This window comes from Streptomyces sp. NBC_00285 (assembly GCF_036174265.1).
Taxonomy (GTDB): domain Bacteria; phylum Actinomycetota; class Actinomycetes; order Streptomycetales; family Streptomycetaceae; genus Streptomyces.
Genome location: NZ_CP108055.1, coordinates 7,017,704 through 7,031,596, shown reverse-complemented (window position 1 = coordinate 7,031,596; position 13,893 = coordinate 7,017,704). Strand labels below are relative to the sequence as shown.

The following is a 13,893-nucleotide window of genomic DNA, read 5'->3' as shown; positions in this document are numbered from 1 at the left end:
AGTGCCGCATGACAGATGTCATGTCGGGCGGCACTCCGGTGCCGGTTTACGCGGGTCGGTCAGCTCGGGTTGACGTCGATGACGCCGATCCGCTGGGCCGCCGTCTTGCCGCGCAGCGCCTTGCCCAGTGCGGAGGCCACGTCCTGCGGCAGGACGTCACGCTTCCCGCTCGCGCCGTTGATCTTCACGCCGTCGAAGGTGGCGCCGTATGCCGCCTTGAGCGCTTCGAGGTCGTACGTCTCCACGAGCTTGCCGTCGACCGCCTTGAATCCGAGGATCTTCGGCAGGGAGAGCGAGCCGAACTGGATGCTGTGCGCGGCATCGGTCTGAATGGTGACGCGCTCGGACATCGCGGGCTTCGCGAACTCCGTCATCATCCGGTCGACCTCGGCGTTCGAGATAGTCGGCTGCCTGGTGGTCGTGGGCAGCGTCACCGCGCCGGCGGTGCCGGTCTCCACCTGGGTGCGGTACGCCTCCTCGACCGCGGTGGTCGACCCGGGGACGTCGATGCCCTTGCCCACCTTGCCGTACACGGCGACGGCCTTGCCGTTCTGGAACTTGATCGTGCCGTCGGTGGCCGAGCCGGAGCCGCCGGAGACGTCCTTGAGGGCCGCCTGGAGCTTCTCCTCGTCGACGGGCATGACGGGGTCGACGATCCGGTGGTTGCCGAAGAGGGAGCCGATGACCGAGACCGGGTTGTAGTCGCTCTTGGCGGCCGCGGCGACCGTGGCCTGGTCGTCGAGCTGGAGTCCCGCCTGGTCCGGCTTGAGCGAGACGGTGTCGCCGCCGACCGACAGCTTCAGCGCCTCGCTGACCCGGTCGCCGAAGGCGTCGTCGAGCTTCTTGACGGCGTCGTCCCGGGTGCCGCCGCCGATGTCGACGCCGAGCACGGTGGTGCCCTTGGGCACGTCGGACCGGTTCATCAACAGGCCCGCGCCGTAGGCACAGACACCGAGGAGGACCACGGTGCCGCCGACCAGCGCCAGCTTGCTGCGGCCCTTCTTCTTCTTTTTCTTCTTCGACGAGGCGGCCGGCGCGTCCTGCGACGCGGTGTCGGGCAGCTTCGGGGCCGTGTGCGGGCCGTCGGTGACCTGTCCCTGTGCGCCGGGGGGCACGACCGGGATGCCGCTGGTGACGGTGTGCCCGGAGACGTTGTCCTGGGCGCCGTAGCCGGGGACGCCCGGTCCGGGGGCCGGCTTCTGCGGGGTGAGGATCGCGGTGTCGTCGCTCAGACCGCCGCCGGGGCCGAGGCCGGCGCCGGGGACACCGCCGGGCGTGGGTGCGCCGGGGCCACCAGGGCCTCCGGGGCGACCGAGGGTGCCGGGGCCCCCCGGAGCGGCCTGGCCGCCGGAGATGCCGGGGGCACCGGGGCCTCCTGCGCCGCCGAAGGCGCCCGGGGCGCCGGTAACGCCGAGGCCACCCTGGCCGCGGTTGCCACGGGGGCCGGCCGGGCCGCTGGCACCGCCTCGGCCGGCGTGGGTGCCCTGACCGCCCTGACCGCCCTGGCCGCCTTGAGTGCCCTGGCCGCCTTGGGTGCCGAAGCCGTCGGAACCGTTGAAGGACTCGCCGCCGAAGGACTCGGCCCTGGTGAAGGGGTCCGCTCCCGGGGGCAGGGCCACCGGGCCGGTACCCGTGACCGGGCCGCCGGTCGGGCCCGCGGGGCCCTGGGCTCCGCCGAAGCCGCCGCCGTAGTCGATCTGGCCGTTCTGCCCGCCGGGGGCCCCGGGGCCGCCCTGCGCGCCGAAGCCTCCCTGCCCGTTCAGGCCGCCGAAGCCGCCCTGGCCGTTCCCGCCGGGCGGGCCGCCGGGGGCGTTGCCGTCCTCGGCGAAGTACGGGAGGTCGTCGCGGCGGGGTTCCGCAGCGCGCGGGCCTGCGTTCAGGGCTTCCGTGACGTCGAAGGAGCCCGTGCCGCCGCCATGGCCGGGGGCCACGGGGCCGCCGGTGGCACCCGTGATGCCTGCGCCGTTCGTACCGCCGGCGCGAGAGCCGCCCGGCACGCTCATCGAACCGACCACACCACCGGGCCGGCCGTTGCCGGGCCGCGCGCCGTGACGGGGACCGGACGCACCTGCACCCGCGCCACCCGGCGCACCCGTGCCCGAACCGACCGGCAGTCCCGCCCCGTTGGTGGCGTCCGTGCCCGGACCGCCCTTGGCGGGGCCGGACTTGCGGGGCGCGAACCAGTCGCTCGTCTTCTCGTCGGCGCCGGGCCCGCCCGGTTCGGGGGGCAGCGCGACGGTACCCGTGGTCGAGGAGGGGCTCTCCGCCACCTCTGCGACCGGGGCGCTGTCTCCGGAGTTCGGCGTCTCGCCGACGGGCTGGCGCACGACGACCGGCGGAATGGGCCGCGATCCGGGGATGTTGATCCGAATCCGGGTCGTCAGCGTGGTCTCGGTCTTGCGCTCCTCCGGCTGCGCGGCCGAACGGCCCGCGTCCGGACCGCCGTCGGAAGCCATGGGCGTCCCGTAGGGCGGCGTACCCGAGGGGTAGGCGGCTCCGCCGCGCCCGTTGGGCCCGGAGGACGGACTGTCAGTTTCACGACTCAAGGCAGGTTCTCCCGGTTGGCTCCACCGCCCGTTTCGACCTTCACTGCGAGTGGGGGTCCCCCGGCCCCGGTGGTTCGGGGCTGGAGGATGCTCGGCGGCGCGCACCACCATACTGGCCACTTCTGGCCCGTATCCCACGACCGCCATGGAAACCCACACGGGACTCGCACGCCCGCGATATGGAGAAGTGGTACGTCACTTGCCAAGTCGGACGGCGCCGCCGTTCGGTTGCCGCCCCTGTCCAAGGGTGGCGCAGATCACAGCCACAGCCATGCCGCCGAGCAGGAAGAGATAAGAGCCACTTCCTGCGGCGAAGACGAAGTCGCCTTCCGGACGGCTGGCGGTGAGGAAGATGACGGCGACCATCCAGCCGGCGGCCGGTGCGACGGCCCCGGCCCGGCTGTCGGCGGCGCGTGCTCCGCCGAGCAGCAGTCCGGCCTCGCCCAGCAGCGCGAGCAGCAGTCCGCCCGGGAACCAACTGCCCTGCATCAGCGATCCGGCGAGCCCCACGACCGCGCCGAGCACGAAGAGGCCGAGGTAGGCGGCGGCTCTTCCGGCGGACGGGCGCTGCAGGGGCTGGGCCAGCGTCGACGTACGGTCGCTCATGACGCGTCCTCGATCCCGGCGAACAGGTCGGTCTCTCTCATGCTCCCGCGTTCCCCTCGTGCCAATTCGTAGTACTCGGTGGTGAAGAGGGGTTGCGCGAGTTCGTTGGAGAGCGCGAAGTACGCCCCCGACACATCGATCTGGGTCGCGTGCGCGGTCATCGCGGCGCTCTTGGCGGCGGCATACGCCGTGCCGTCGATCTCCGTGGTGATCCGCTCGTCGTCCACCACACCCGGTACGTCGTCGAGGACGCCGGCCTTGGTGAAGGGGAGGCCGGGCAGGTCGGTGCGGAGCCGGCTGAAGGCCTGCTCGCCGACCGTGCGCGGTACGCGGTTCCAGTAGACCTTCTCGATCCGCAGGCCCGCTTCGGCGGCGAGATCGACCGCGCGCGTGGCGACGCGGTGGGCCTGGATGTGGTCGGGGTGGCCGTAGCCGCCGTTGTCGTCGTAGGTGACGAGGACCTGGGGGCGGACTTCCAGGATCACCTCGGTGAGGAGCGCGGCGGCCTGGTCGACGTCGGCTTGCCAGAAGCAGGCCGGGTCGTCGTTCTCCGGGAGGCCCATCATTCCGGAGTCCTGGTAGCGGCCCACGCCGCCGAGCAGCCGGAAGTCCTCGACGCCGAGTTCGCGCAGGGCCGCGGTGAGCTCGCCCCGCCGGTGCTCGCCCAGGGCGGCGCCGGTCAGATGCCGCAGCCCGGGCGGGATGACCTCGCCGAGTTCGCCGAGGGTGCAGGTGACCAGGGTCACCCGGGCGCCCTCGGCCGCGTACCTGGCCATGGTCGCGCCGTTGTTGATCGACTCGTCGTCCGGGTGCGCGTGCACCAGGAGAAGACGCCGGTCGGGCTGTTCCGTCATGGCTCCAGCCTACGAGGAGCCACCGACAGTCCCGCGCAGCCGGGTCGCCGGAGCCGCCGGGGCGGGGTCAGAACTTGATACTGCCGATCATGCCCGCGATGTTGGTCGTCAGCTCACTGATCGTCGGTGCGATCGAAGAGGCGGCGAGATAGAAGCCGAGCAGGATGCACACGACGGCATGCCCGCCCTTCAGTCCCGACTTCTTGACCAACAAGAAGACGACGATCGCCAGCAGCACCACCGCCGAAATCGAGAGTGCCACGGCGGTTCACCTCCAAAGATCCCAGGGACGCGGGGGGGGTCGGACCAGGGGGGCAGATAAATCCATACGTCAGCCAGCAGGTTCATACCCACTATGCGGTAGTGATCATAACTATCCGGGCCTGCGCATCCGTCGGCGCACGGCCGCACAAGGGGGCGCATGGCCAATATGGTCGGAGCATGACGACCGAGCCTGACTCCTTTCCCCGACGGCACGCCCGTACCCAGCGCTTCACGCTCGGCGCGCCACGCGCGTTCACCGTGGCGCCCGACGGGTCGCGGGTCGTGTTCCTGCGCTCGAACTCCGGCACGGACCAGGCCGGTTCGCTGTGGGTGCTCGACACGGCGGACGGCCAGGAGCGCGTGGTGGCCGACCCGCGCGCCCTGCTGGGCGGTGCGTCGGAGCGGCTCTCTCCCGAGGAGCGGGCCCGCCGCGAGCGCAGTCGCGAGGGCGGCGCCGGCATCGTCGGCCATGCCACCGACGCGGCCGTCGAGTTGGCCTCTTTCACGTTGTCAGGGCGGCTTTTCGCAGCCGGGCTCCGATCCGGCACGGCACGTGAACTGCCCGTCCGAGGGCCGGTGATCGACCCGCGTCCGGCCCCCGACGGACGACACATCGCCTACGTCGCCCAGGGTGCCCTGAGGGTCGTGGGCGCCGGCGGCGAGGACGACCGGGCCCTCGCCGAAGCGGACGGCGACCAGGTCACGTGGGGCCTGGCGGAGTTCGTCGCGGCCGAGGAGATGGGCCGTTCACGGGGGTTCTGGTGGTCGCCGGAGTCGGACCGGCTGCTGGTCGCGCGGGTGGACGACACGCCCGTGCAGCGCTGGTGGATCTCCGATCCGGCCCATCCGGAGCGTGATCCACAACACGTCCCGTACCCGGCGGCGGGCACCGCCAACGCGGACGTACGGCTGTTCGTGATCGCGCTGGACGGGACGCGCACGGAGGTCCTCTGGGACCGCGGGCGCTATCCGTATCTGGCTCGTGTGCACTGGTCAGCGGCGGGTGCTCCGCTGCTGCTTGTACAGGCGCGCGACCAGCGCAGCCAGCTGTTTCTCGCGGTCGACCCGGAGACCGGGGCGACCCGGATGGTGCACGCGGACGAAGATCCAACTTGGCTGGATCTTTTCCCTGGTGTGCCCTGCTGGAGCCCCTCGGGCCAGCTCGTGCGGATCGTCGACGAGGGCGGCGCCCGCGTGCTCGCCGTCGGCGAACGCCCGCTGACCGGACCACAGTTGCACGTCCGCGCGGTTCTGGACGTGGGCCGGGACGACGTGCTGGTCTCGGCGTCGGCCGGAGCGGAGGCCGCGGCCCCGGAGACCGGAGAGGTGCACGTCTACCGGGTGAACGAGCTCGGAATGGAGCGCGTGTCCCAGGAGCCCGGCGTGCACTCGGCGGTGCGCGCGGGGGGCGTGACCGTGCTGGTGTCGGCGACCCTGGACCGACCGGGCACCCGCGCGCGGGTGCTGCGCGACGGCAAGGAGACGGCGACCGTCACGTCGTACGCGGAACATCCCGGTTTGACCCCGCGCGTGACCCTCACGGAGGGGGGCGCACGGAAGATCCCGTGCGCCGTGCTTTTGCCGCAGGACTACGCCGGTGACACCCGGCTTCCGGTTTTGCTGGACCCGTACGGGGGTCCGCACGGGCAGCGGGTGGTCGCCGCGCACAACGCGCACCTGACCTCGCAGTGGTTCGCCGACCAGGGTTTCGCGGTGGTCGTGGCCGACGGCCGGGGCACCCCGGGACGCTCCCCCGCCTGGGAGAAGGCGGTCCGGGACGACCTCGCGGCGGTGGTCCTCCAGGACCAGGCCGACGCGCTCCAGGCGCTCGCCGAGGACTTCCCGCTGGACCTCTCCCGGGTCGCGATCCGCGGCTGGTCCTTCGGCGGCTACCTGGCGGCGCTCGCGGTGCTGCGCCGGCCCGACGTCTTCCACGCGGCCGTGGTGGGCGCCCCGGTCAGTGACCTGCGCCTGTACGACACCCACTACCAGGAGCGCTACCTCGGCCACCCGCAGGAGCAGCCCGCGGTCTACCGCCGTAACTCGCTGGTCGGCGACGAGGGACTGGTCGACGCGGTCGAGCCGCACCGCCCGATGATGATCATCCACGGGCTGGCGGACGACAACGTGGTCGTCGCCCACTCCCTGCGCCTGTCCTCGGCCCTGCTGGCCGCCGGCCGCCCGCACGAGGTCCTGCCGCTGTCCGGGGTGACCCACATGACCCCGCAGGAGACGGTCGCCGAGAACCTGCTGCGGCTCCAGCTGGACTTCCTGAAGCGGTCGTTGGGGATGGCCTAGGCACGGCAACGGGCCGGAGCGACATGGCGCGCTCCGGCCCGTTTACGGCACCCGCACGGCCGTACGTTCCTCAGCCTGACGCGTCCGTATATCGGAAACGGGTCGGCCAAGTTGCCTCCGTGTTACTCCGGCCCCTCGGCCCGGACGACCTGCTTCTCTTCCGCGAAGTGACAGGCCGAGTCGTGCGCGGCGGGCCCGCTCGACGACCGGAACTCCGCCGGCACCGCCAGCAGGGGGACCTCCAGCTCACAGCGCTCCTCGGCCTTCCAGCAGCGGGTGCGGAAGCGGCACCCGGACGGAATGTTCGTCGGGGACGGGACGTCTCCCGTGAGGATGATCCGCTCCCGGTGCTCCCTGGCCTCGGGGTCGGGCACCGGCACGGCGGACAGCAGCGCCTGGGTGTAGGGGTGCGTCGGATGATCGTAGATCTCGGCGTCCCTGCCGATCTCGACGATCCGCCCGAGGTACATCACCCCGACCCGGTCCGAGATGTGCCGGACGATCGACAGGTCGTGCGCGATGAACAGGTACGACAGCTCGAACTCGCTCTGCAGACGGTCGAGGAGGTTGATCACCTGGGCCTGGACGGAGACGTCGAGGGCGGAGACCGGTTCGTCGGCGACGATGACCTCCGGGCGCAGGGCCAGGCCGCGGGCGATGCCGATGCGCTGGCGCTGGCCGCCGGAGAACTGGTGCGGATAGCGGTTGATGTACTCGGGGTTGAGCCCGACGACGTCCAGCAGGTCCTGGACCTTCTTGCGGCGCTCACCCCTGGGGGCCACCTCGGGGTGGATGTCGTAGGGCTCCCCGATGATGTCGCCGACCGTCATGCGGGGGTTGAGGGAGGTGTAGGGGTCCTGGAACACCATCTGGATGTTGCGGCGGACCGACTTGAGCGCCTTGCCGGACAGCTTGGTGATGTCCTCGCCCCTGTACTTGATCGATCCGGCCGTCGGCCGTTCCAGGTTGACGAGCATCTTGGCAACGGTCGACTTGCCGCAGCCGGACTCCCCGACGATGCCGAGGGTCTCTCCCCTGCCGAGGGCGAAGTCCACACCGTCGACAGCCTTGACGGCACCGACCTGCTTCTTGAACAGGATGCCCTGGGTCAACGGGTAGTGCTTGACCAGTCCACTCACTTCCAGGATCGGCTCAACCATTGAGGCACTCCCTCCAGAAGTGGCAGGCACTCGTCCGGCGGCCGTCAACACCGTCAATACCGTCAACCTCGTACAGAGGTGGTACGTCCGTACGGCACACGTCCTGAGCCATCGGGCACCGGGGGTTGAACGCGCAACCCGCGGGGATGTGCGTCAAGTTGGGCGGCAACCCCTTGATCGCGTACAGCTCCTGCCCCTTCTGGTCGAGACGGGGGATGGAGTCGAGAAGTCCTCGCGTGTAGGGGTGGGCGGGCGTCTTGTAGATGTCGTGGACGGGAGCCTGTTCGACGATCCGCCCGGCGTACATGACGGCGATCCGGTCGGCCACGTCCGCCACCACGCCGAGGTCGTGGGTGATGAGGACGAGCCCCATGCGGTACTCGCGCTGCAGTTCCGCGAGCAGGTCCATGACCTGGGCCTGGACGGTGACGTCCAGCGCGGTCGTCGGCTCGTCGGCGATGATCAGCGCGGGTTCCAGCGCGAGCGCCATCGCGATCATGATGCGCTGGCGCATACCGCCGGAGAACTGGTGCGGATAGTCCCGCACCCGCTCCTTGGCGGCCGGGATGCGGACGTGGTCCATGAGCTCGACGGCCTTGGCCCGCGCGTCCTTCTTCGACATGCCCCGGTGCACGACGAACATCTCGCCGAGCTGGTCGCCGACGCTCAGCACGGGATTGAGCGAGGACAGCGCGTCCTGGAAGATCATCGCCATCTCGGCGCCGCGGACCTTCCGCCGCTCCTCCTCCTTCAGCGTGAGCAGGTCCTTGCCCTGGAAGAGGATCTCGCCGCCGGTGATCCGCCCGGGAGGCATGTCGAGGATCCCCATGACGGCCTGCGCGGTCACCGACTTCCCGGACCCGGACTCCCCGAGCACCGCGAGGGTCTCCCCCGCGTCCACGGCGTAGTCGACCCCGTTGACGGCCTTGGCGACCCCGTCCCGGGTCCGGAACTCCACGTGCAGGTCACGTACTTCCAGCAGCACGGCGGCTCACCTCAGCTTCGGGTCGGGGTGTCGCGGACCGGGCCGCAGGGTGGGAGAGCGTGCGGGGCGGGCGGCGCCTGCCGCGGTGCTGCCCGGCCCTTCGCCGAAGGCAGGCCGCACGGTCCCGGCCCGCCCGTCCGGCTCCACCACACCTGACCTGCCCGTTCACCACCACGTCCGCTCACCGCAGCTTCGGGTCGAGGGCGTCGCGGACCGCGTCGCCGAGCATGATGAAGGCGAGGACGGTGATGCTCAGCGCGCCGGCCGGCCACAGGAGCATGTGGGGGGCGCTGCGGATCTGCTGGGCGGCCGAGGCGATGTCGATGCCCCAGGAGACGGTGGGCGGCCGCAGCCCCACACCGAGGAACGACAGCGTCGCTTCCAGCGAGATGTAGGTGCCCAGAGCGATGGTCGCGACGACGATTACCGGCGCGACGGCGTTGGGGGCGACGTGCCGCAGCAGCAGTCGGCCGCTGCCGGCTCCCAGGGCCCGGGCCGCCTGGACGTAGTCGTTCTCCTTGGCCGTCAGGACCGACCCTCGCGCGATGCGCGCCACCTGGGGCCAGCCCAGCAGGACGATGAAGCCCACCACCGGCCAGACGGTGGTGCCGGTGACGACCGAGAGGAAGACCAGTCCGCCGAGCAGAACCGGGATACCGAAGAAGATGTCGGTGACACGGGACAGCAGCGCGTCCCACCAGCCGCCGTAGAAGCCGGCGAGTCCGCCCAGCACGCTGCCCAGAAGAGCGACTCCCAGGGTGGCGCAGACACCCACCGTCATCGAGGCTCGGGCCCCGTGGACGGTGCGGGTGTAGACGTCACAGCCCTGGGTGTCGAATCCGAAGAGGTGGCCCGGAGCCGAACCCTGCTGGGACTTGGCGAGGTCGCAGGAGAGCGGGTTGCCCGAGGCGATCAGCGAGGGCCAGATCGAGATGAGCACCAGGAAGACGATGAGCAGCGCGGACACGATGAAGACCGGGTTGCGCCGCAGCTGATGCCACGCGTCCGACCAGAGACTGCGTGGCTTCGCCTCCCTCGCCGATCCGTCCGGCGGGACGCGCGGCGGTGCTTCCGGCGGTGCGGAGAGGGATGTCGCCTCGCTGAGCGCGAGATCCATCGCGCCGCCGGTGCCGGTGGCCGCGATCGCCTCCCGGGGGTCCTGGGGTTCAGACATAGCGAATCCTCGGGTCGAGAACCGCGTACAACAGGTCGACCACCAGGTTCGCCAACAGGAAGACGATTACCAGGACCGTCACGAAGCCGACGACGGTGGGGGCGTTGTTGCGCAGGATCCCTTGATAGATCTGAAATCCGACTCCATGAATGTTGAAAATGGTCTCGGTGACGACGGCACCGCCCATCAGCGCACCGACGTCCGTGCCGATGAAGGTGACGACCGGGATCAGTGAATTCCGCAACAGATGACGGGTGATGACACGGTGTCGGGGAAGCCCTTTGGCCACGGCGGTCCGTACGTAGTCCGCACGGGAGTTCTCCGCGATGGAGGTTCTGGTCAACCGGGTCACATAGGCGAGCGAGACCATGGCCAACACGACACCTGGCACGATGAGTTCGTCGAGCGGTGCGTCGCTGGAAACCGTCGGGCGGACGATTCCCCATTTCACCCCGAGCAGGAACTGCAGAACATAACCGGTGACGAACGTGGGGACGGAGATGACCAGCAGAGTGGTGAAGAGGGTCGCGCTGTCCACGAGCCGGCCCCTGCGAAGCCCGCTGAGCACGCCCAGGGTGACGCCCACGACCAGTTCGATCACGATGGCGACGAGGGTGAGCCGCAGGGTGACGGGGTAGGCGTCGGACATCAGCTCCGTGACCTTCTGCCCGTTGAAGGCCGTACCGAAATCACCCTGGAACAACTGGCCCATGTAGTGCAGGTATTGCTTCCACAGCGGTTGGTCGAGGTGGAGCTCCGCACGGATGCGTGCCGCGGTGGCGGGGTCCGGTGCCCGGTCCCCGAAGAGGGCTGCCACGGGGTCGCCGAGCGAATAGACCATGAAGAAGATGAGGAAGGTGCTTCCGAAGAACACCGGAATCATCTGGAGCAGTCGACGGATCACATAGCTGCCCATGCGGCCCTCCGCAGATCGGCACGGCACGGTGATGTGAGCACCGATTCCCTCCTCAGGGCCGACTGGAGACACCTCGGGACAAATACACCCCATGGCGACGAGGGCCGCATCCCGGAAGCCGCCTTTCGGGTCGGGTCCGCACATGCCGTTCGTCCGGACGGGCGCTTCAGTACCGAATTCCCTTACCCGTCAGCGGAATTGACCACCATTCACATATTCATGATTGACGCACAGGGAATTAATTGGCCCAGGCCGTGGACGGCGACCAGTGGACGTGTCATCACGCCAGTTCCGCCAGTCCGAACGACAAGGGGGGACGTGACTCGTACGTCACCCACATGAACCCGGACAACGGGGACCGCGCCGGAATGACCTTCACGGCGAGCAGCGAAAAGGTGCTGCAGTGGAACGACAGCAAGGACAACGTCGACTTCTACGCGAACTTCTACTCGGGCACCAAGATCGTCCTGACCTGGCACTGGAACATGGAGGGGCGCGAGAAGGACAAGACCTACGACTTCGACCGCCCCGAGGGCCAGAAGGTGCAGCTCGAAGTGACCCACTGGCAGCCTTCCAAGGGTGGCTGCATGGACAAGGGCGGCGTCACCTGACGGCCCACCGGGTGCGCGTCGCGGCGGTCACGACGGTCTGTGTCGTCGTGACCGCCGCGGCCTGCTCGTCCCGGTCGCCGCTCTCGGGCATCGGCGACCCCGGGCGGTCCTCGCCCTGCACCGCGGCCTTCGAATGGGACATCTCCCGGTCGTGGCGCCTGATCACGCTCGACGACCTGGCGAGAGTGAGACGCGGCGACACCCTGGAGATCCGGGCGAAACCGTACAAACCCATGACCTCGGAGGTGACCGTCACGGGCAGCCGGAACGCGCCCTCCCGTTCCGAGGTGCTGACCGCCCTGCGTGAGAGGACCCGCACGCCGCTCGCCGCGCCCGGCACCTCGACTGCCCGGCTGGCGAGAAAGGCGGAGGTGACGTTCCGGGCCAAGGGCGCCGAGGCCGTCTACTTCCAGGGGCTGGAGGCGGTCACTGCGACCTACCGGTACCGCTGCACTGCGGACGGCGCCGGCGCGGACCGGGGGACGGGACATGTCGCCACCTGGGATCCTCGCTCCCTGACCGTGGGACTGATCGACTGCCTGGCACCGGCACGGGACAACCCCGACAGCGAACCGGCGGAGCTCGCCCTGAAGTTGCGCTGCCCCGGGGACAGTCCCGCGGTACGCACCTCCTGAGGGGGAAACCCCCGGGCTAGCCGACCTTGATCTCGTTGTAGACGGGCACGCTGAACGGGTCGAGCTTCACGTTCGAGAGCCGCTCCGAGTAGCCTGCGCTGCCGTTCTGGTACCAGAGCGGGATGGCGGCCATGTTGTCCCGTACGACCTTCTCGGCCTCCTGGAACTTCTCGACGGCCTTGCCGGTGTCGGTCTCGGCGTTGGCCTCGTTCACGAGCCGGTCGAAGTCCTTGTTGGACCACTTGCCGTCGTTGGAGGAGGCGTTGGTGTAGTAGAGCGGCTGGAGGAAGTTCTGGATGAGCGGGTAGTCCATCTGCCAGCCCGCCCGGAAGGGGCCGCTCATCTTCTTCGCGGTGATCTGGCTGCGGAAGTCGGCGAAGGTGCCGACCGGGTTGCCGACGCACGCCTTGTCGTTGTCGAGCGCGTTGTTGATGGAGTTGCAGACCGCGTCGATCCACTGCTTGTGGGAGCCGGTGTCCGCGTTGTACGTGATCTTGACCTGGCCGCCGGGGATGCCGCCGCCCTCCTTGACGAGCTTCTTGGCCGCGGCGGGGTCGTAGTCGCAGGCGTCCCCGCACAGACCGTCCTTGAAGCCGCCCTCCTCGCCGAGGACCGGGGAGGTCCAGTCGGTGGCCGGGGTGCGGGTCTTCTGGAAGATCGTCTCGGTGATCTGGTCACGGTTGATCGCCCGGGACAGGCCCGTGCGGACCTTCTCCATCCCGGCGGTGTTCCACTTCTTGTCGTAGAACGGGAAGGCGAGGGTCTGGATGATGCCCGCGGGGGTGTTGAGGTACCGGCCGCCGAGGTCGCTCCCGACGTTCTTGAGCTGCGCGGCCGGGACGTCGTCCAGCAGGTCGAGGTTGCCCGCCATCAGGTCGGTGTAGGCGGTGTTGTTGTCGGTGTAGACCTTGAGCGTCACACCGCCGTTCCGGGCCTTGTCCGCACCGGGGTAGGCGTCCCACTTCTTCAGGGCCATCTGCGAGCCCTTGGCGTACGACTCGATGGTGTACGGCCCGTTGCCGACGGGCTTCTTCAGCCAGGCCGCGTGGTCCGTGAAGAACGCCTGCGGGAGCGGGGCGTAGGCCGGGTAGCCGAGGGTGTCGGGGAACGTGGAGAACTTCTGGTTGAGCTTGACGGTGAAGGTGTCGGTGCCGGTGACCTTCAGTCCGGAGAGGGTGTCGGCGGTCTGCTTGCCGCCGTCCTCCGGGTGCGTCTTGTCGTACCCGTCGATGTAGCCGAAGAAGTAGGCGTTCTTCTGGTTGTTCTTGAGGGAGGCCCCGTAGTTCCAGGCGTCCACGAACGACTTCGCGGTGACCTTCTCACCGTTGCTGAAGGTCCAGCCGTCCTTGAGTGTGATCGTGAAGTTCTGCGAGTCGGCCGTCTCGATCTTCTCCGCGAGCATGTCCTCGGCCTTGCCGGTCTGCGGGTTGTACTTCTTGAGGCTGCGGAAGATCATGTTGAGGACCTTGCCGCCCTGCACCTCGTTGGTGTTGGCCGGCTCCAGCGGGTTCTGCGGGTCGCCCCAGGAGGAGCTCAGCGTCGCGCTGCCGTCACCGCCGCCGCTGCTGCCCCCGCTGTCCGCACCACCGCAGGCCGTCGCCGCGAGGGCTACCACCGCCGCGCATGCGGCCCATCCGGCCTGCGTGGCTCCACGCATGGAGTGCCTCCTCAAGACTGATCCGTTACCGGCCAATATCAAGAAAAGAGGGGCATTCTGCACGTCTGGCTAGGCCTTTGGAGGCAGGCGTCGGTGCATGTGCGGGCGGGCGAGGGTGATGGTGGGTCACGCGCCGCGGGCCGGGGTGCGACGTACCGATGCGCCACGCGCAGGCGGGCCGGGCGTA

Annotated in this window: 12 protein-coding genes; 3 read left to right on the top strand and 9 right to left on the bottom strand. The window is 69.6% G+C overall.

The window, feature by feature from the left end:
* Window positions 1–59 precede the first annotated feature (59 nt).
* From OHT57_RS32630 to OHT57_RS32615, 4 genes are all read right to left on the bottom strand, one after another.
* Complete coding sequence (locus tag OHT57_RS32630) at window positions 60–2,546, bottom strand: hypothetical protein (protein ID WP_443053510.1); 2,487 nt, start codon at window positions 2,544–2,546, stop codon at window positions 60–62.
* Between the two features lie 195 nt (window positions 2,547–2,741).
* Window positions 2,742–3,152: a DUF6113 family protein gene (locus tag OHT57_RS32625; protein WP_328750301.1), complete on the bottom strand. Its 411-nt coding sequence runs from the start codon at window positions 3,150–3,152 to the stop codon at window positions 2,742–2,744.
* A complete protein-coding gene (mshB, locus tag OHT57_RS32620) occupies window positions 3,149–4,006 on the bottom strand; it encodes an N-acetyl-1-D-myo-inositol-2-amino-2-deoxy-alpha-D-glucopyranoside deacetylase (protein ID WP_328750300.1) in 858 nt (285 codons plus the stop codon). The genes OHT57_RS32625 and mshB overlap by 4 nt, the downstream gene beginning before the upstream one ends.
* Window positions 4,007–4,073: 67 nt before the next feature.
* Window positions 4,074–4,268 carry a hypothetical protein gene (locus tag OHT57_RS32615; RefSeq protein ID WP_328750299.1) on the bottom strand — a complete coding sequence of 65 codons (195 nt, stop codon included), beginning with the start codon at window positions 4,266–4,268 and terminating at the stop codon, window positions 4,074–4,076.
* Between the two features lie 179 nt (window positions 4,269–4,447).
* On the opposite strand from OHT57_RS32615, the gene OHT57_RS32610 reads away from it, so the two are divergent.
* A complete protein-coding gene (locus OHT57_RS32610; RefSeq protein WP_328750298.1) occupies window positions 4,448–6,568 on the top strand; it encodes a S9 family peptidase in 2,121 nt (706 codons plus the stop codon).
* Window positions 6,569–6,690: 122 nt separating this feature from the next.
* Here OHT57_RS32610 and OHT57_RS32605 read toward each other — a convergent pair whose 3' ends face one another.
* The 4 genes from OHT57_RS32605 to OHT57_RS32590 all read right to left on the bottom strand — a co-directional run bounded on the left by OHT57_RS32605 (window position 6,691) and on the right by OHT57_RS32590 (window position 10,803).
* Entirely contained in the window at window positions 6,691–7,728 is a 1,038-nt protein-coding gene (locus tag OHT57_RS32605) for an ABC transporter ATP-binding protein (RefSeq protein ID WP_328750297.1), read from the bottom strand.
* Window positions 7,721–8,713, bottom strand: coding sequence for an ABC transporter ATP-binding protein (locus OHT57_RS32600; RefSeq protein ID WP_328750296.1), 993 nt, complete (start codon window positions 8,711–8,713; stop codon window positions 7,721–7,723). The genes OHT57_RS32605 and OHT57_RS32600 overlap by 8 nt, the downstream gene beginning before the upstream one ends.
* A 181-nt stretch (window positions 8,714–8,894) precedes the next feature.
* A complete protein-coding gene (locus OHT57_RS32595) occupies window positions 8,895–9,887 on the bottom strand; it encodes an ABC transporter permease (protein ID WP_328750295.1) in 993 nt (330 codons plus the stop codon).
* Window positions 9,880–10,803 (bottom strand): ABC transporter permease, encoded by a 924-nt coding sequence (locus OHT57_RS32590; RefSeq protein WP_328750294.1) that lies wholly within the window; start codon window positions 10,801–10,803, stop codon window positions 9,880–9,882. The genes OHT57_RS32595 and OHT57_RS32590 overlap by 8 nt, the downstream gene beginning before the upstream one ends.
* A gap of 242 nt (window positions 10,804–11,045) precedes the next feature.
* Here OHT57_RS32590 and OHT57_RS32585 point away from each other — a divergent pair, with 242 nt between their 5' ends.
* Window positions 11,046–11,414: a hypothetical protein gene (locus OHT57_RS32585; RefSeq protein ID WP_328750293.1), complete on the top strand. Its 369-nt coding sequence runs from the start codon at window positions 11,046–11,048 to the stop codon at window positions 11,412–11,414.
* A gap of 11 nt (window positions 11,415–11,425) precedes the next feature.
* On the top strand, window positions 11,426–12,049 hold the full coding sequence (locus tag OHT57_RS32580) for a hypothetical protein (RefSeq protein ID WP_328750292.1): 624 nt from the start codon (window positions 11,426–11,428) through the stop codon (window positions 12,047–12,049).
* 16 nt (window positions 12,050–12,065) lie between these two features.
* Here the strand turns inward: OHT57_RS32580 and OHT57_RS32575 are convergent, their stop codons facing one another.
* A complete protein-coding gene (locus tag OHT57_RS32575) occupies window positions 12,066–13,706 on the bottom strand; it encodes a peptide ABC transporter substrate-binding protein (protein ID WP_328750291.1) in 1,641 nt (546 codons plus the stop codon).
* Between the last annotated feature and the right edge of the window lie 187 nt (window positions 13,707–13,893).